General features: G+C 69.8%; 14 protein-coding genes and 1 other RNA gene. 5 read left to right on the top strand and 10 right to left on the bottom strand.

Features of this window, described 5'->3' with window-relative positions; all coding sequences use genetic code 11:
• Window positions 1-10: 10 nt before the first annotated feature.
• The 5 genes from CS062_RS17910 to CS062_RS17890 all read right to left on the bottom strand — a co-directional run bounded on the left by CS062_RS17910 (window position 11) and on the right by CS062_RS17890 (window position 5198).
• Window positions 11-1795, bottom strand: a complete 1785-nt coding sequence (locus tag CS062_RS17910; RefSeq protein ID WP_099862961.1) for a peptidoglycan D,D-transpeptidase FtsI family protein — start codon at window positions 1793-1795, stop codon at window positions 11-13.
• Window positions 1796-1815: 20 nt separating this feature from the next.
• Window positions 1816-2136, bottom strand: coding sequence for a cell division protein FtsL (ftsL, locus tag CS062_RS17905; RefSeq protein ID WP_221211089.1), 321 nt, complete (start codon window positions 2134-2136; stop codon window positions 1816-1818).
• Complete coding sequence (gene rsmH / locus CS062_RS17900; protein WP_099862943.1) at window positions 2133-3140, bottom strand: 16S rRNA (cytosine(1402)-N(4))-methyltransferase RsmH; 1008 nt, start codon at window positions 3138-3140, stop codon at window positions 2133-2135. The genes ftsL and rsmH overlap by 4 nt, the downstream gene beginning before the upstream one ends.
• Window positions 3141-3145: 5 nt before the next feature.
• On the bottom strand, window positions 3146-3586 hold the full coding sequence (gene mraZ, locus CS062_RS17895; RefSeq protein WP_233218122.1) for a division/cell wall cluster transcriptional repressor MraZ: 441 nt from the start codon (window positions 3584-3586) through the stop codon (window positions 3146-3148).
• A gap of 373 nt (window positions 3587-3959) precedes the next feature.
• A complete protein-coding gene (locus CS062_RS17890; RefSeq protein WP_233218121.1) occupies window positions 3960-5198 on the bottom strand; it encodes an MBL fold metallo-hydrolase in 1239 nt (412 codons plus the stop codon).
• Between the two features lie 167 nt (window positions 5199-5365).
• Here CS062_RS17890 and CS062_RS17885 point away from each other — a divergent pair, with 167 nt between their 5' ends.
• Window positions 5366-5974 (top strand): TetR/AcrR family transcriptional regulator, encoded by a 609-nt coding sequence (locus CS062_RS17885; RefSeq protein ID WP_199174276.1) that lies wholly within the window; start codon window positions 5366-5368, stop codon window positions 5972-5974.
• Window positions 5975-6165: 191 nt separating this feature from the next.
• Here the strand turns inward: CS062_RS17885 and CS062_RS27310 are convergent, their stop codons facing one another.
• The 3 genes from CS062_RS27310 to CS062_RS17870 form a co-directional block, all read right to left on the bottom strand.
• A complete protein-coding gene (locus CS062_RS27310) occupies window positions 6166-7986 on the bottom strand; it encodes a methyl-accepting chemotaxis protein (protein ID WP_099862941.1) in 1821 nt (606 codons plus the stop codon).
• A gap of 253 nt (window positions 7987-8239) precedes the next feature.
• On the bottom strand, window positions 8240-9205 hold the full coding sequence (locus CS062_RS17875) for a carbonic anhydrase (protein ID WP_099862940.1): 966 nt from the start codon (window positions 9203-9205) through the stop codon (window positions 8240-8242).
• Between the two features lie 131 nt (window positions 9206-9336).
• Window positions 9337-10554, bottom strand: a complete 1218-nt coding sequence (locus CS062_RS17870; protein ID WP_099862939.1) for a multidrug effflux MFS transporter — start codon at window positions 10552-10554, stop codon at window positions 9337-9339.
• Window positions 10555-10788: 234 nt separating this feature from the next.
• Between CS062_RS17870 and CS062_RS17865 the strand changes: the two genes are divergently transcribed.
• The 4 genes from CS062_RS17865 (at window position 10789) to CS062_RS17850 (ending at window position 14003) form a co-directional block, all read left to right on the top strand.
• Entirely contained in the window at window positions 10789-11760 is a 972-nt protein-coding gene (locus tag CS062_RS17865) for a Gfo/Idh/MocA family protein (RefSeq protein ID WP_143742404.1), read from the top strand.
• A 27-nt stretch (window positions 11761-11787) separates the two neighbouring features.
• Window positions 11788-12227: RNase P RNA component class A (gene rnpB / locus CS062_RS17860), an RNA gene on the top strand.
• Between the two features lie 87 nt (window positions 12228-12314).
• Window positions 12315-12779, top strand: coding sequence for a GNAT family N-acetyltransferase (locus tag CS062_RS17855; protein ID WP_099862937.1), 465 nt, complete (start codon window positions 12315-12317; stop codon window positions 12777-12779).
• Window positions 12780-12905: 126 nt separating this feature from the next.
• Window positions 12906-14003, top strand: a complete 1098-nt coding sequence (locus CS062_RS17850; RefSeq protein ID WP_099862936.1) for an acyltransferase family protein — start codon at window positions 12906-12908, stop codon at window positions 14001-14003.
• A 66-nt stretch (window positions 14004-14069) separates the two neighbouring features.
• Here CS062_RS17850 and CS062_RS17845 read toward each other — a convergent pair whose 3' ends face one another.
• On the bottom strand, window positions 14070-15089 hold the full coding sequence (locus CS062_RS17845; protein ID WP_158238825.1) for an FHA domain-containing protein: 1020 nt from the start codon (window positions 15087-15089) through the stop codon (window positions 14070-14072).
• Window positions 15077-16396, bottom strand: a 1320-nt coding sequence (locus CS062_RS17840) for a S1 family peptidase (RefSeq protein ID WP_099862934.1), incomplete at its 5' end; no start/stop codon positions are given. The genes CS062_RS17845 and CS062_RS17840, both read right to left, overlap by 13 nt.

Genomic DNA, 16396 nt, shown 5'->3' with positions numbered 1-16396 from the left:
TCGTGCCCGCTCAGAAACTCTCGTCGACGGCTTGCAGCCGTTGCTGCGCCACGATCTGCGGCTTGACGTCCAGGTCGGGCGGCTCGCCCAGCAGGCGCAGCGTCTGCGCCACCACCTGGCTGAACACCGGTCCGGCGACGGCGCCACCGAAGTACTGGCCGTTCTTCGGCTCGTCGACCATCACCGCCACGATGATGCGCGGCTTGGAAATCGGTGCGATGCCCACGAACCAGGAACGGTATTTGTGGCTCGCATAGCCCTTGCCTTCCTGCTTGTGGGCAGTGCCGGACTTGCCGCCGACGCTGTAGCCCTGGACCATCGCCTGCGGCGCGGTACCGCCCGGGCCGGCCGCCATCTGCAGCATGCCGCGGATCTCCGCGGCGACCTTGGGGCTGAAGACCTTGATGCCGACCACCGGCTGGTCGGCCGGATGCTTGGTCATCGTGATCGGGATGATGTCGCCGTCGCGGGCGAAGACGGTATAGGCGCGCGCCAGCTGCAGCAGCGAGGCCGACAGGCCGTAGCCGTAGCTCATCGTCGCCTGCTCGATCGGACGCCAGCTCTTCCAGGGGCGCAGCTTGCCGGTCACCGCGCCGGGGAAATCGATCTGCGGGCGCTGGCCCAGCCCGATCGCGGTGAACATCTCGTGCATCTCGCGCGGCTGCATCATCAGCGCCAGCCGAGCCGCGCCGATGTTGCTGGACTTCTGGATCACCTGCTGCACGGTCAGGTCGCCATGCGGGTGCGCGTCGGTGGGCGACCAGCCGGAGATCACCACGCTGCGCGGCCCAGTGCTCAGCAGCGTGTCGGGACGCACGCGGCCGGTCTCCAGCGCCAGGCCGGCGGTGAAGGGCTTCATCGTCGAGCCGGGCTCGAAGACATCGGTCAGCGCGCGGTTGCGCAGCTGCTCGCCGGAGAGGTTCTGGCGGTGGCCGGGGTCGTAGCTGGGGTAGTTGGCCAGCGCCAGGATCTCGCCGGTGTGCACGTCCAGCACCACCACCGAGCCGGCCTTGGCGTTGTTCTCGGCCACCGCGTCACGCACGCGCTGGTAGGCGAAGAACTGCACCTTGGCGTCGATCGACAGCTCGATGTCCTTGCCGTTGGTCTCGGGCACGCGCTCGCCGATGTCCTCGACGACCCGGCCCAGCCGGTCGCGCACGACCGAGCGCGAGCCGTCGCGGCCCTGCAGGTCCTTCTGGAAGGCGAGCTCGATGCCCTCCTGCCCCTGCTCCTCGATGTTGGTGAAGCCGACGATGTGCGCGGCCGCCTCGCCCTCGGGGTATTGGCGCTTGTACTCGCGGTCCTGGAACACGCCCTTGAGGCCGAGCTCCTTGATCTTGCGCGCGGTCTCGTCGTCGGCCTGGCGACGCAGGAAGACGAAGCGGTTGTTGGGGTCCAGGCGCTTGTCGAGTTCGGCGCGCGACATGTCCAGGATCTTGGCGAGCTGGCGGCGCTTCTCGGGATCGGTGTCGACCTCCTTGGGGAAGGCCCAGATCGACGGCACGGCGACGCTGGCGGCGAGCACCTGTCCGCTGCGATCGCTGATCTTGCCGCGGCTGGCCGGCAGCTCCATCTTGTGGGCGTAGCGGGCCTCGCCCTGGCGCTGGAAGAAGTCCTCGCCGATCAGCTGGATGTAGGCGGCGCGCGCCAGCAGTCCGGTGAAGGCCAGGCCCACCAGCGCCACCAGGAAGCGCGAACGCCACGGCGGCGTCTTGGACGCCAGCAGCGGGCTGCTGGAATAGCTGACACCGCGCGTGGGTGCGTTGCGTGCCGCGCCGCGCGCGCCCTTGCCCAGCTTCTTGCCCAGTCTGCCGATCACCGCGCCGCTCCTTGCGGGGCGCGCACGCCGCGCACACCACTGGCCTCGATCGCCGGGGCGTCCGGATTGAAAGTGATCGCGGGCGAGATCGGCCGCATCTTCAGTCGCTCCCGCGCGACCTGCTCCACGCGCAGGTTGGTCGCTTGCGCCTGGCGATCGGCCATCAGCTTCTGATAGTCGGCCTCCAGCCGGCGACCCTCGGTCTGCGCGCGGTCCAGCTCGGTGAACAGACGGCGCGACTCGTAGGCGCTGCGCACCATGTAGATGCCGGAGACCATCACCGCGACGAGCAGCAGCAGGTTCAGGCGGCCGATCATCGACGGCCTCCCTTCTTCTGCTTGCCGGTCGACTCGGGCACCGGCGCGGGGATCGGCGCCTCGGTGCGCTCGGCCACGCGCAGGATCGCGGAGCGCGCGCGCGGGTTGCCCTGCACCTCGGCCTCGCTGGGCATGACGCGGGCGACGGCGCGCAGCGGTTGCGGCCTGGGCGCGGCGAACGGGGCGCGGCGGTCGAACTCCTCCTTGCTGTGCGAGGCGATGAAGTTCTTGACGATGCGGTCTTCCAGCGAATGGAAGCTGATCACCGCCAGCCGGCCGCCCGGCTTGAGCCGCGCGAGTGCCGCGTTCAATCCCTGCTGCAGCTCCTCAAGCTCGGCGTTGACGAATATCCGTAGAGCCTGAAATGTGCGCGTTGAAGGGTCCTTGCCCGGCTCGCGGGTTTTGACCGCACCAGCCACGACTTGGGAAAGCTCGGCGGTTGTCCGGACAGGACGCCCACCTTCCCGGCGAGCCACAAGCGCCTTTGCAATCGGGAGAGCAAACCGTTCTTCGCCATAGTCGCGGATCACCTGTGCGAGTTGGGACACCTCCGCCCGCGCGATGAAGTCCGCGGCGCTTTCGCCCCGCGTCGTGTCCATGCGCATGTCGAGGGGGCCGTCGAAGCGGAAGCTGAAGCCGCGCTCCGGGTTGTCGATCTGCGGGCTGGAGACGCCCAGGTCGAGCAGGATGCCGTCGACCAGGCCGACGCCCAGCGCGTCGAGTTGCGCGGCCATGTCGGCGAACGCGCTGTGGCAAATGTGGAAACGCGGGTCGTCGACCCGCGTCTGTCCGGACGTCGCGGCCGCGACCGCCTCGGGGTCGCGGTCGATCGCGATCAACCGTCCCTTCTCCCCGAGCCGCGACAGCAGCAGCCGCGAATGGCCGCCGCGTCCGAAGGTGCCGTCGACATAGATGCCGTCGGGCGTCGTGAACGCACCATCGACCGTCTCGTGCAGCAGCACGGTCGTGTGGGTGAAGGCGGCGGGGATGGACTGCTCGCTCATGAGGCTCAGAAGCTGAAGTCCTGGAGCACGGCCGGCATCTCGGACTGCATGATGGCGGCCTCGTGCGCGGCATAGGCCTGGGCGTCCCAGAGCTCGAAGTGGCTGCCCATGCCCAGCAGCATCGTGTCCTTCTGCAGGCCGGCCGAGGCGCGCAGTTCCGGCGCGATCAGCACGCGGGCGGCGGCATCGATCTCGACGTCCTGCGCGTTGCCGAGGAAGACGCGCTTCCAGCCGGCGGCGGACATCGGCAGCGCGGCGACCTTGTCGCGGAACTGCTCCCAGGCCGGGCGGGGGAAGACCATGAGGCAGCCTTCCGGGTGCTTGGTCAGCGTCAGCTGGCCGCCGCACAGCGCCTGCAGGACCTCGCGGTGCCGCGCAGGGACGGTCAAGCGCCCCTTGGCGTCCAACGCCAAGGCACTCGCCCCCTGAAACACGACATTCGCCACTTTGCCCCACCGAATTGCACTTTCTCCCACTTTAATGGCGAGACCGGTCCCGGTCAAGGAAATTTGGCGTTTTTCCCAATCAAATCAATTACTTAGGCCGCATTCTCACGCGATTGCGCAAAATAAAAGTCCTTCTAAATGAAGGACTTAACAAACGGTGTGGAAGTGATGGATCAACTGAAATCGCGATTCGTACCCGCTTGAAACCGCAGCTTCGACCTGGGTCGGAACAGCTCCAGGCGCCCCCAACCGGTGGGTGACGGCTTCTTTCAAGGGGCTTGGCGGCCGTCCGAAGGGGGACAAAGTGGGGGAAACGAAAAAGCCCGGCGTCGCCGGGCTTGCGTTCGATTGGAAGGCGACGTGGCGCCGGTGATCACGGCATTGCCGATGACGCAGCGGGGGGCGGGGCCTGGTTTTCGACCGGGGCCGCAGCCACTGCATCGGCCGTACCGCCCTGCCACCACGCCGGTGTCGGCCCCGGCTCCTCGATCGCAAGCGGCGCGCCGATCACCGGCGTCACCAGCTCGACCTTGCGCAGCCGGGCCAACGCGCTGATGCGCTCGAACGGGTCCTGCCAGCGGTGCATCGCCAGGTCGAAGGTGCCGTTGTGGATCGGCAGCAGGCGCCGGCCGCGCAGGTCCACGTGCGCCTGCATCGTCTGCTCCGGCTGCATGTGCACATAGGGCCAGCGGGGGTCATAGGCGCCGGTCTCCATCAAGGTGAGGTCGAACGGGCCGAAGCGCTCGCCGATCGTCTTGAAACCATCGAAGTAGCCGGTGTCGCCGCTGAAGAACACGCGCAGGTCGCCGTCGATCAACACCCACGACGCCCACAGCGTCGAGTTGCGGTCGCTCAGCCCGCGCCCGGAGAAGTGCTGCGCCGGGGTGGCCGTCAACTGCACGCCGGCGATCGACGTCCCCTGCCACCAATCGAACTGCTGCACCTTGGCCGCCGGCACGCCCCAGTCGATCAGGCGCTGTCCCACGCCCAGCGGCGTCAGGAAGCGGCGGACCTTGGGCGCCAGCGCCAGCACCGTGTCGTGGTCGAGGTGGTCGTAGTGATCGTGGGACAGGATCACCGCTTCGATCTCGGGCAGCTCATCGAGGGCGATGGGCGGCGCGTGGAAGCGCTTGGGGCCCATCCACGAGAAGGGGGACGCGCGCTCCGAGAACACCGGGTCGGTCAGCCAGAAGCGGCCGCGCAGTTTCAGCAGCACCGTCGAATGGCCCAGCCGGAACAGCGTCCGGTCCGGCGCGGCGAGCAACTGGTCCCGGGTCAGCGCCTGCACCTCGATCGGCCGGTCCGGCGCGGTGCCGGCGGGCTTGTGGAACATGAAGTCCCAGAAGATCCCGACGGTCTTCCAGAAGCCCTGCTCGGGCTCGACGGCCGGATTGCGGAACTTACCCTCCGCCCATTGGGGCGACTGCTCGATGGAGGGTTGGACACCTTCCGAGGTGGGGGTGGGCGACCCATTGGAGGATCCCTGGGTGGGGGTGGACATCACGCGGGAAGCGGTCATGGCAAGGGCTCCAACAATCAGGACGGCGGCGATACCACCCAGCGCGGTCAGCGACAGCGGCAGCAGCGAACGGAGGGCGGTGGTGAGGTTCATCTGAAACTTGCACTACACAGTGTAGTTTCGGCGAGTGTAGGCAGTGGCGCCAGAAAAGTAAACTCCCCGGTGTAAGATCGCAGCCCATGACTTCCGACGCGCCCCGCCCTGCCCCCGGTCCTGCCGAGGAGCCGCTTGCCGATGAGGCGGGCGGCGACAGCGAGCGGATGCGCCTGACCGACCGCAAGCGCCAGTCGATCGTCGACGCGGCGATCGCCGAGTTCCGCGAGCACGGTTTCGAGGTCGCGAACATGGACCGCATCGCCGCGCGGGCGCAGGTGTCCAAGCGCACCGTCTACAACCACTTCAGCGGCAAGGACGCGCTGTTCGACGCGATCCTGGAGCGCCTCTGGGCCGCGACCGAGGCGCAGGTGAAGCTGGCCTATCGCGCCGACCGCCCGCTGCGGGAGCAGCTGCTGGCGCTGATCGATCAGAAGCTCGCGATGAGCGACGACCCGCAGTTCCTCGATCTGGCGCGGGTGTTGATCGCCGAGGCGATCCACGCGCCGCAGCGGGCGCGGGACATGTTGTGCCGGCTCGGAGGCCGCGAGGAGGGCCTGACGGTCTGGATCCGCGCGGCGATGGCCGACGGACGCCTGAAGGCCGGCGACGCGGCCTTCGCGGCGGCGCAGCTGCAGGCGCTGGTCAAGGGCTTCGCGTTCTGGCCCCAGATCACGATGGGGCAGCCGCCGCTGGATGCCGCGCAGCGGCGTCAGGTCGCGGATTCGGCGGCCGACATGTTTCTCTGCTTCCACGCGGTGGAAGCAGCGGGCTGAACCACCCACTTCTTGGGCGTTCGCCGGGGAGACCCCTCACCCCCGCCCTCGCCCCACGCAGCGGGCAGAGGGAGTTGATGGGGGGAGGCTGCGCCCTGTGCCCTGTTGGCCTGTTGGCGTGGAGCCTGGGGTCTAGGGCGACGCGGCGGGACGACGCGTCGGCCGGCGTCCGCGGGACGCCGCCAAGCAGGTCAGAAGTCCGAGGATCCGGACTGACCGCCGCTCAGTCGGAAGGTGCCGACCACCTCGGCCAGCTTCTGCGCCTGGTCCTTGAGACTCTCGGCGGCAGCGGCCGATTCCTCCACCAGTGAAGCGTTCTGCTGCGTGACCTGGTCGAGCTGCGCGACGGCGACGTTCACCTGCCCGATCCCGTGGCTCTGCTCCTGCGCGGTGTGGCTGATCTCGCCGATCATCTGCGCCACGCGCTGCACGCTGCCCACCACTTCGTTCATCGTCTCGCCGGCCGTCGACACCTGGCGGGTGCCGGTCTCGACGCGCTCGACGCTGGCGGTGATCAGCGACTTGATTTCCTTGGCGGCGCCCGCCGAGCGCTGCGCCAGCGCGCGCACCTCGCCGGCCACGACGGCAAAGCCGCGGCCCTGCTCGCCGGCGCGCGCCGCCTCCACCGCCGCGTTCAGCGCCAGGATGTTGGTCTGGAAGGCGATGCCGTCGATGACGCCGATGATGTCGCCGATCTGGCGCGAGCTCGTGCTGATCTCCTGCATCGTCGAGACTACCTGCCCCATCGCCTCGCCGCCCTGGCGCGCGACGCGGCTGGCGGTGTCGGCCAGTTGCCGCGCCTGGTCGGCATTGGCGGCGCTGTTGGCGACGGTGCTGTTGAGCTCCTCCATCGAACTCGCCGTCTCCTGCAGGTTGCTGGCCGTCTCCTCGGTGCGCTGGCTCAGGTCGTGATTGCCGGCGGCGATCTGGCGCGAGGCGACCGCGATCGACTGGCTGGTCTCGCGCACCTGCAGCATCACCTGCTCGATCTTGTGGACGAACTGGTTGAAGCCGCGCGAGATGTCGGCGATCTCGTCCTCGCCGCGCACCTGCAGGCGCTGGCTGAGGTCGCCCTCGCCGGCGCCGATGTCGTTCATCGCGCGCTTGATGCCGGCCAGGCCACGCAGCAGCGCGCCAACGGCCGCGGCCGCCACCAGCGCCGCCACCACCGTCACCACCAGCATCGTCAGGCCGGCATTGCGCAGCACGTCCGACAGCGCGGCCAGCGCCTCGTTGCGCTCGGCGGCGGCGACCAGCACCCAGTCGGTGCCGGGCACGTCCACCGCCTTCAGGAAGAAGCGATGCTCGCCGACCTCGGCCAGCGTCGGCTCGTCGCCATGCGCGGTCGTCAGCAGCGCGCCGTCGATCGCCGTCGACAGGTCCTTCACCGGCTTGAGCGTCAGGGCCGGGTCCGGGTGGGCGATCACGGTGCCCTGCTTGTCCAGCAGCATCGCGAAGCCGCTGGCGGTCGGCTTGATCGACTTCATCGTCGCCACGATGTCATCCAGCGCCACGTCCGTGCCGGTCACCGCCTTGAGCTCGCCGCCCGCGCGCACCGCGCTGGCGAAGGTCACGACCAGCTTCTTGCTGGACGCCGCCACGTAGGGCGCGGTGATCACCGGCTGGTCGGTCGCGGAGGCCTGCTTGTACCAGCCGCGGCCGGTGGGGTCGTAGTCCGCCGGACGCTGGCGGTCGGGGATCGAGATCATCCGCTTGTCGGCACCGCCGACGTAGGCCAGGTCCAGCCGCCCGGACTGCAGCGCCTGCGTGAGCACCGGGCGCGGATCCTCGAGCTGCGCGGCCGGCGCCATCGCGGCGACCACGTCCTTTTGCGTCTTCACCCAGGCGGCGACGCCATTGGCGTTGGCGGTGGCGAGATCGGTCAACTGGGCCTGCACCTGGCGGCGGGCGTGATCGCGCACGGCCCAGTAGCTGGCGAAGGTGGCGAGCGCGACAGCGGCGACGACGATCAGGATGGTGATCGCGATCAGGCGCGACTTGATGGTCTTCATCACGGCGAGGGTGTCCTGGGGGAGAAGGGGCCCCTCCACGGTGGGAAAGGGCAATCGAGGTTCCGCTGCGCTGTCCATGATCGACATCAAGGAGAGACGACCATTGGAGCGAGGCGGCCGGCATTGTGCGATGAGCGCCACCGGGAACCAAGGGTTTCCACCAAGAAGAAGGCCGACGCCGTGACGATCGTCACGACGCCGGCCCAAGCGGGAGACGACGCTCCCACGGCTCAGCCATCGAGGGGACGGGCCCTCAGTTCGATTCCTTGATGAGACGACCGGACTGCGCCTGCAGCGGCCGGGCGTTCATCGGGTACAGGTGAGAAAACACCGAGATCTGCTGGCTCGACAGCTGCACCGGCTGGCGCAGCACCAGCCACAGCACGCCCTCGGTGCAGGGCGGCGTGGTCAGCGAGCCCATGTAGGAGAAGTAGCCCCGCTCCGCGGGCAGCAGCTGGTTGAGATCGATCGGCACCGGCGCGTTGTAGGTGTCCCCGCGCTCCAGCGGCAGGTGGTTCCAGACGGTCTGGATCAGTGCCTGGTCCTGCCCGCGCTCCAGCAGCACCGCCAGGACGGCGAGCCGGCCTTCGGCATCCTTGTGGACGAGGTGGGCCACCATGTCGTACTGGCGGCCGTTGATGCGTTCCTCGCTGGGGCGATGGAAGTGGAACTGCTGCAGCTCGTAGCGCCGGCCCATGATCTGCAGCGAGTTGCCCGGCGCCACGTTCACCTGGACCGTGTGGCCGTTGTCCACGACCGAGAAGGCGCTGGACTTGTAGTCGAACCCGATGCGCTCCTGGTCGACCTTGATCGTGTCGCGCAGATCGATGGGGCTTTGCCGGGTGCCGATCGCGCATTGGCGGAATTCGGGCTCGAGTTGACCCCAGCGGTCGGGCGCGCCCTCGCCGGTGTAGGCCCAATGGGTGGCCGGTCGGGCCGCCGAAGCCGCCGCTGCCGGTTTGGCGGCCGCGCGACGCGCGCGCTGGTCGACCGGGTTGTTGGTCCGGACGTCGGTCGGCGCCTTCTTCGGATTCAGCTTCAGGGTGGCGGCATCGTCCTTGAGGCGCTCCGCGAGGCGGTCGCGCAGGGGCTCGCCCGAGTCGCCGGACGGGGCCACCTTGGGCGCGGGCGCGTCGGCGGCCAGGGCCGGGCCGCCGGACAGCAGGGACAGACACAGGACGGCCGGCAGCCAGGTGCCGAGGCCGGGACGGTGGGACATGGATCGCTCCGCAGGACTTCGTGGTGCCCGCCGTCGGCGGGATGCGCGACGGCGTCCGGACGCGGGTCCGGGGACACATTCCCTATTTCGGAGGATGGCCGGCCTTCTTAAGGGTGACCGGCGGGCGGACGTCACGCCGCGGGCGTGGACACCTCGCGCTTGACCCAGGTCCAGGCGACCAGGCCGATGCACATCATCCCGGCCGAGGCGATGGCCAGGGTCAGCATGGAATGCATCACCAGCGGCACCAGCACGCCGGCGACCAGGCCGTTGGCGGCGCTGCCGATGCAGGCCTGCAGGGAGGACGCCATGCCGCGGCGCTCGGGCGCCTGGTCCAGCACCAGCAGCGTCACCACCGGCACCATCAGCGCCCAGCCGAAGGCGAAGCTGCTGATCAGCGGGAAGGCCCAGAACACGCTGTGCGGCAGGGTCAGGTTGCAGACGATGTTGGCGATGGACGTGAAGCCCATGATGAAGAAGCCGCGCCGGATCTGCTTGCGCGGCGCGATCCGCCCGGCCAGGCGGCCGCTGAGCCAGGCGCCGCCCATGATGCCGCCGATGCTGAACAGGAAGAACCAGAAGAACTGCGTCGGTGCCAGGCCCAGGTGCTCGCCCAGGAACACCGGCGCGGCCAGCACGTACAGGAACATGCCGTTGAACGGGATGCCGCTGGCCAGCGCCAGCAGCAGGAAGCGGCGGCTGCCCACCAGCGAGCGATAGCCGCGCAGCAGCGAGCCGACGTGGAAGGGCTGGCGGTGGTCGCGATGCAGCGTCTCTGGCATCAGGCGCCAGGTGACGGCGAACAGCAGCGCGCCGACGAACACCAGGAACCAGAAGATCGCGTGCCAGTCGGCATGCACGTACAGGAAGCCGCCGATCATCGGCGCGATCGCCGGCGCCAGGCCGAAGAAGATCGTCACCTGCGACATCACCCGCTGCGCCTCGGAAGGCGGGAACATGTCGCGGATGATGGCGCGCGAGACCACCACGCCCGCGCCCGCGGACAGGCCCTGCACGGTGCGCCAGAACACCAGCTGGCCGATGCTGCCGGCCAGCGCGCAGCTCATCGACGACAGCGCGAACACCGCCATCCCCCACAGCACCACCGGACGCCGGCCGAAGCTGTCGGACAGCGCGCCGTGGAACAGGTTCATCACCGCGAAACCCAGCAGGTAGCCGGACAGCGTCTGCTGCATCTCCACCGGCGTGGCGTCGAGCGCCTTGGCGATGCCGGCGAAGGCCGGGATGTAGGTGTCGATCGAGAACGGCCCCACCGTGGCCAGCGCGGCCAGCAGGATGGCGAGGGCCCAGCGTGGCGCGCGCCACAGTTGGCTGGCTTCGGGGTTCATGCGTGCGATGCGGGCGTGCGAGGAAACGTGGCGACCGAGGGTCGGAACCGGAGCCGCCGACGATAACGCCCGCTGGGGCGCCGGACGGCTGTCACGGGCTGCCGCCGGCACCGGTCCGCGCGCTCGCGTGCGCGGGTCGCCCGGCCGTTCCGGGCGGCGACCGGCAGTGTAGCGGCCCCCCTACACTGCGGGGCTTTGCGGAACTTCGGGCGGAGAGCGGTGGTGCCAGGTGTGTTGAGCATTGGGGTAGTCGGGCTGGGGGTGATGGGGCAGCGCATGCTGGCCCGCCTGGCCGGACATGCGCGCCTGCGGGTCACCGGCGTGTGGGACGAGAACCCCGCCGTCATGTCCCAGGCGCTGGCGCAGGACCCGATGCTGCGCGCGGCCACCAGCGCCGAGGCGCTGATCCGCGAGCCGGGCCTGCACGGCCTGTACATCGCCACGCCGCCGGGACCGCACATCGCGCTGTCGGAGCTGGCCTTCGACGCCGGCCTCGCGGTGCTGTGCGAGAAACCGCTGACCACCGACTTCGACGCCGCGCGCGCCTGCATCGAGCGCATCGAGCGCGAGCGGCGGCGGGCCGCGGTCAACTATTCGCTGGCGTCGTCGACCGGACTGGCGCAGCTGCAGCTGGCCTTCGGCGCGGCGTCGCGGCGACCGCTGGGAGCGCTGAACAGCGTCAGCATCGAGCTGCGCTTCGCCGCCTGGCCGCGCCCCTGGCAGGCGAACGCCGGCGCGTGGCTGTCGCGGCGCGCCGAAGGCGGCTTCTCGCGCGAGGTGCTCTCGCATTTCATCTTCGTGCTGCAGCGGGTGCTGGGACCGGCGGACGTCGTGCGCAGCCGCGTCGTGTATCCGGAGGACGGCATCGGGTCCGAGCAGTCGCTGGAGGCCGAGCTGGTCGCCGCCGGCGTGCCGGTCACGATCCAGGCGAGCCTGGGCGGGGACCGCGCCGACGACAACCGCATGCTCTGGCGCGCCAGCGAGGGCGAGATCGAGTTGCGCGACTGGTTCGGCGTGACGCAGCAGCGCCAGGGCGAGCGGGTCCAGAGCCTGGGCGATGCCGAGACGCTGCGCATGAACGGCATGACCGACCAGCTGGGCCACTGGGCCGCGATGCTGGAGGGCCGCTCCCACAGCCTGCCGGGTTTCGCGGAGGCGTTGGCGGTGCAGAAGACCATCGAGCGGCTGCTCGTCGGCCAGGGCTGACGGCGGTCGGCTAAACTTCCGCCCCGTGAAGCAAGCCAGACCGCCGTTGGTGCGATCGTGGAAACACGGCACTGGAGGAAGGTCCGGACTGCATAGAGCGGCGTAGCAGCTAACGGCTGCCCGGCGAAAGCCGAGGATCAGAGCAACAGAGACGAGTCGGACCGAGTGCGGTTCGGGTGTTCTGTGCGAACGGGGCGCAAGCCCCAACCCGCGATGCGGAAGCATCGTGGGCGACGCGAAAGCGTCGATGCGCATAGCCACCCGGGCCGAACTACGCTCGGCCCGGGTGAAACGGGCAATCTCTACGCGCAGCAACACCAAGTAGGCCAGCGTCGATGCGGCTCGCAGAGCTGGCGGGTAGGTGGCACCGAGCCGGGCAGTGATGCCCGGCCCAGATGAATGGCGGTCACGCGGCGAATCGCAAGAGGAGTCGCGCACAGAATCCGGCCTATCGGCTTGCTTCACCTTTATGACGATTTGCAAGCGAACGTTGGCTTGCAAGCCCTTTGGGGGATTTCCCGCGCGCTGGGCACATCGGTTGCTACCTTCGGGGCATGCAGATCGAACCCCTGGACCCCCACAGCCCCGCCGCGATGTCCCTGCTGGCGCAGTCGGACGCGTACATGGCGGCCCTCTACCCCAGCGACAGCAACCACCTCGAGGATCCGCAGGCGCTGGCCCAGCCCCAGGTGCGTTTCATTGGCGTCTGGCTCGCGGAATGGCTGGCCGGTTGCGCCGCGGTGAAGGTCGTCGACGATGCCGACGGTCCGTACGGCGAGATCAAGCGAGTGTTCGTCCAGCCGCATTTCCGGGGACGCGGGATCTCCAAGGTGCTGATGGAAGAGCTCGAGTCCCATCTCAGGGCAAGAGGCATCGGACTGGCGCGCCTGGAGACCGGCGTGCACCAGCCCGAGGCGCTCAAGCTCTACGAGCGCCTGGGCTATGACCGCCGCGCGCCCTTCGGCGACTACACCGACGACCCGCTGTCCGTGTTCATGGAAAAGCGCCTGTCGGCCTGAGGTCCCTCCCCCTAGAACCTAGTCCCCTCGACGAGTTCCCCCGCCCTGGGGGACGGACGACGGTCACGCGAGCCGACCTCGGCTTACCGTGCGGGCTGCCCTGTTTGCGCGCAGCGCCGCCGCCCGATGGCTCCGACCGACCGCCACGCTCCCAAGCTCGCCTCCATCGAGGCCGCCCGCGCGATCGCCGCGCTGGCGGTCGTGCTGATGCACGCCACCCACCTGATGCGGGTGCCACAGTTCTCGGGCCATGTCGCGCTCGGCGGCCTGTTCGACTTCGGCTATGCCGGCGTCGACTTCTTCTTCGTCCTGAGTGGCTTCATCATCACCTTCGTCCACCACGCGGAACTCGGCGGCGGCGCGGCCCGCTGCCCGGGCTACCTGTGGAAGCGCTTCGTGCGCGTGTTCCCGATCTACTGGATGGTGCTGGCGATGACGGCCGGCCCGTCGATCCTGTCGCGCCTGGCGACCGGCCGCACGCCGGTCTCGGAACTGGCGGCCGAGGACGTCCCGGGCACGCTGCTGCTGTGGATCGGCGGCGGCCCGCCGGAGTACGTCGGCGTGGCCTGGTCGCTGCAGTACGAGGTGCTCTTCTACCTGAGCTTCTGCGTGCTGCTGCTGCACCGGCGCGGCGGCCTGGCGCTCTACGCGCTGTGGGCCGCGCTGGTGATCGCGCAGGCCTTCGGCCAGTTGCCGGGCGCCCTGCCCTGGAAGCTCGGCGATCCGCACTGCCTGCAGTTCCTGATGGGCGTCGCCACCGGACTGATCGCGCGTCGCGCGACGCTGCCGCTGATGCGGGGTCAGTGGCTGCTGGCGGGCGCGGCCTTCGTCGCCGCGGTGCTCTACGAGCGGCTCGGGCCGCAGGGGCCGCATGCCTTCGGCGGTCGCGTGGCGCTGGGACTGGCCTCGGCCCTGGTGCTGGCGACGCTCGTCGCGATGGAGCGACGCCGACCGGTGCCTGTGCCGGCGCTGCTCGCCCAGCTCGGCGCGGCCTCGTATTCGCTGTACCTGGCGCACTGCCTGCTGATCAACATCGTGCTCGCGCTGCTGGCCAAGGCCGGGGTCTATCGCGCGCTGCCGGAGGCGCTCACCTTCTCGATCGCGGTCACGGCGGCCGTTGCCGGGGGCTGGCTGATCGGGCGCTGGCTCGAACTGCCGGTGGTCGCGTGGCTGCGGCGGCGCCGCTCGCCGCCGGCGGTGCATGCGCCGGCAGTCGCGGCCTGAGCAACGCCTCCCGGGGCGCCGCTCGCGCCGCCGGGCTTCACGTCGCCACGAGCCGCCCGCCCCGCCTCACTCCTCGTTGTCGCCGCTGCCGCCCGCCTGGTCGTTGCGCTTCGCGGCCTGCTTCAGCAGCGGGGCCTCGAGCCGGGCCATGCCGTCGATGAAGCTGTCCACCGGCTGCGGCGTCGCGATGCGCAACGCCGGCGGCGGCAAGGTGGCCATGTAGTTCGGGCCGAGCCAGTACTGCTGCTCGGTGCGCCGGCCGACGGTCAGCACCAGGCCGACGACGCACATCGCGCCGATGCCCACCGCCAGCCGCCGCGACGCGCGCGGCCACACCACCGTCGCATGCCACCACAGCAGCAGCGCGGCGCCGACCGACATCACCAGCGTCTCCAGCGCCAGCAGGCGCGGCAGGTTGAACATGTAGGCCATCAACGGCAGCAGCAGGTCGAAAAGCTGCATCGCCACCGTCGCGACCAGCGCCCGCCACAGGTGTGCGCCGAAGGCGAACCAGTGCCGGAAGAGCTGCGTCACCAGCGCCCACAGCGCGGCCCAGATCAGCGCCACGCCGACCGGCGCCAGCAGCGCGCTGACCGTGTCGACCCAGGTCGCGCTGCCGTCATTGGCGGCCCAGTTCGAGCCCCACAGCAGCAACGCCCAGACCGCGAGCAGCGCCGGCAGCGCCCAGGACGGCCGGGCATCGCGCCGGACCGGTTCGTCGGCGCGGTTCATCGGCTTCTCCGCCGGCAGCGGATCCAACGAGGTGCGCAGCCGCAGCCGGGTCGTGCCCAGTTGCAGCAGGGCCGACGACGGCCAGGCCGCGCGGCTGCCGGCGGCGATCCGATGGCCGTCGAGCCAGCCGCCGTTGTGGCTGGGCAGCAGCTCCAGCACCGGGCCGGTCGCGGCCTGCGCCGTGTCCGTCCCGGCGTCGTCCCAGTGCAGCAGCGCATGGGCGCCGGCCAGGTGCGGATCGGCCAGCACCAGGTCGCAGTCGGGCGAGCGCCCGATGCGCAGCGGCCAGGCGCGCACCTTGTGGGTTTCCCGGCAATGACCGTCCCGGTCGACGATCTCGATCACCGCGTCCATGCGAATCCTTGCAGGTAATGACGCGTCAGCTGGGTGGCATTCGCGAAGCTGACGCCACGGGCGTCGAAGCGGCCCAGCGCGCCCTCGGTGGCGGCGTCGACGTTGGTGACCAGCACCGTCAGGTCGAACAGCCCGTCGAGCTTGCGATAGGCCCGCAGGCAGGCGACCGCGCGCAGCGGCGGGCCGTCCTTCTGCTGGACGAAGTCCTCGCGGCAATAAGGCGCGGTGCGGTCGCGGTCCGGGCCGCCCAGGCGCTCGTTGCGGAAGCTGGACGAATAGATCGCCGCGAAGCGGATCGCGCCGAGCTTGGAGCCGTCGTAGACCTCCTCGGTCACGCCGAAGTAGCCGGTCTGCAGCGATTCGCTGATGAACAGCGCATGCTCCATCCGGCATTGGGTGCGCTGCATCTGCAGGCCCTGCGCGTCGGCGGAGGTGCCGCTGCCCCAGCAGCGCATGTACTGCTCCTGCGGGATCGGGAAGCGGTAGCGGGGATGTGTCAGCGTGCGCCAGGGCTGGGCCAGGAAATTGCGCGACAGCTCCTCCTGGTAGGCCATCAACTGCTCGCGCAGCTTGGGCCAGGCCGCGCCCTTCATCGGCGTGGCATCACGGCTGCGCGCCAGCAGCGCGGCGGCGTGCTGCGCCGGCACCAGGAAGCTCATCTGCTGGGCGAAGATCATCGTCGACACGTTGATGCCGACGATCTCTCCGTCCTCGTCCAGCACCGGGCCGCCGCTCATGCCGGGGTTGATCGAGCCGGAGTAGTAGATCAGCGGATCGAAGCTGCGCTCGACCAGGCCGTTGTAGGTGCCCTCGACGACGGCGAAGGCGACGTCGTGCGGGTTGCCCATCGAATAGATGCGCTCGCCCTTGGCCAGCGGCTGATCGGCCTTGCGGAAGGCCAGCGGCGTGGCCGTCATGCGCGCGACGACGCCCTTGGGATCGGCCTTGGCATCGCCGCCCTTGGCGACGATGCGCAGCAGCGCCAGGTCGCGGCGGGCGTCGAAGTCGAGCAGGACGATGTCGCCGCCGTCGCCTTCCGGCGTCTGGTACTGCAGGCGGTAGCGCTCGGGCTCGAGCGCGTGCTGGCTGATCACGTGGTAATTCGTGATGACATGGCCCTGCGCGCTGACGACGAAGCCGGACCCCACCGAGGCCTGGCTGCCATTGAAGAGCGTGCGGATCTGCAGCAGCTGCGCACGGCTGCGGTCATAGAGCCGGCGAGCGCTGGCGGAGACCGGCGCCGAGGCCATCGGCTGGCTCGCCGCGACCGCGCCCGGCATCGGGGCGCTGGCCGGCGGCGCGGACAG

The sequence above is a fragment of the Roseateles chitinivorans genome, from assembly GCF_002761755.1.
GTDB lineage: Bacteria > Pseudomonadota > Gammaproteobacteria > Burkholderiales > Burkholderiaceae_C > Roseateles > Roseateles chitinivorans.
The sequence above is the reverse complement of the archived record's forward strand: the minus strand, read 5'-3'. Positions and strand labels throughout refer to the sequence as shown.

What these genes read in the sequence shown, in the direction of transcription:
- ftsL (WP_221211089.1), bottom strand. Translation starts at nt 2,136, where the DNA reads ATGATCGGCCGCCTGAACCTGCTGCTGCTCGTCGCGGTGATGGTCTCC.
- rsmH (WP_099862943.1), bottom strand. Translation starts at nt 3,140, where the DNA reads ATGAGCGAGCAGTCCATCCCCGCCGCCTTCACCCACACGACCGTGCTG.
- CS062_RS17890 (WP_233218121.1), bottom strand. Translation starts at nt 5,198, where the DNA reads ATGAACCTCACCACCGCCCTCCGTTCGCTGCTGCCGCTGTCGCTGACC.
- CS062_RS17885 (WP_199174276.1), top strand. Translation starts at nt 5,366, where the DNA reads ATGCGCCTGACCGACCGCAAGCGCCAGTCGATCGTCGACGCGGCGATC.
- CS062_RS27310 (WP_099862941.1), bottom strand. Translation starts at nt 7,986, where the DNA reads ATGAAGACCATCAAGTCGCGCCTGATCGCGATCACCATCCTGATCGTC.
- CS062_RS17875 (WP_099862940.1), bottom strand. Translation starts at nt 9,205, where the DNA reads ATGTCCCACCGTCCCGGCCTCGGCACCTGGCTGCCGGCCGTCCTGTGT.
- CS062_RS17870 (WP_099862939.1), bottom strand. Translation starts at nt 10,554, where the DNA reads ATGAACCCCGAAGCCAGCCAACTGTGGCGCGCGCCACGCTGGGCCCTC.
- CS062_RS17855 (WP_099862937.1), top strand. Translation starts at nt 12,315, where the DNA reads ATGCAGATCGAACCCCTGGACCCCCACAGCCCCGCCGCGATGTCCCTG.
- CS062_RS17850 (WP_099862936.1), top strand. Translation starts at nt 12,906, where the DNA reads ATGGCTCCGACCGACCGCCACGCTCCCAAGCTCGCCTCCATCGAGGCC.
- CS062_RS17845 (WP_158238825.1), bottom strand. Translation starts at nt 15,089, where the DNA reads ATGGACGCGGTGATCGAGATCGTCGACCGGGACGGTCATTGCCGGGAA.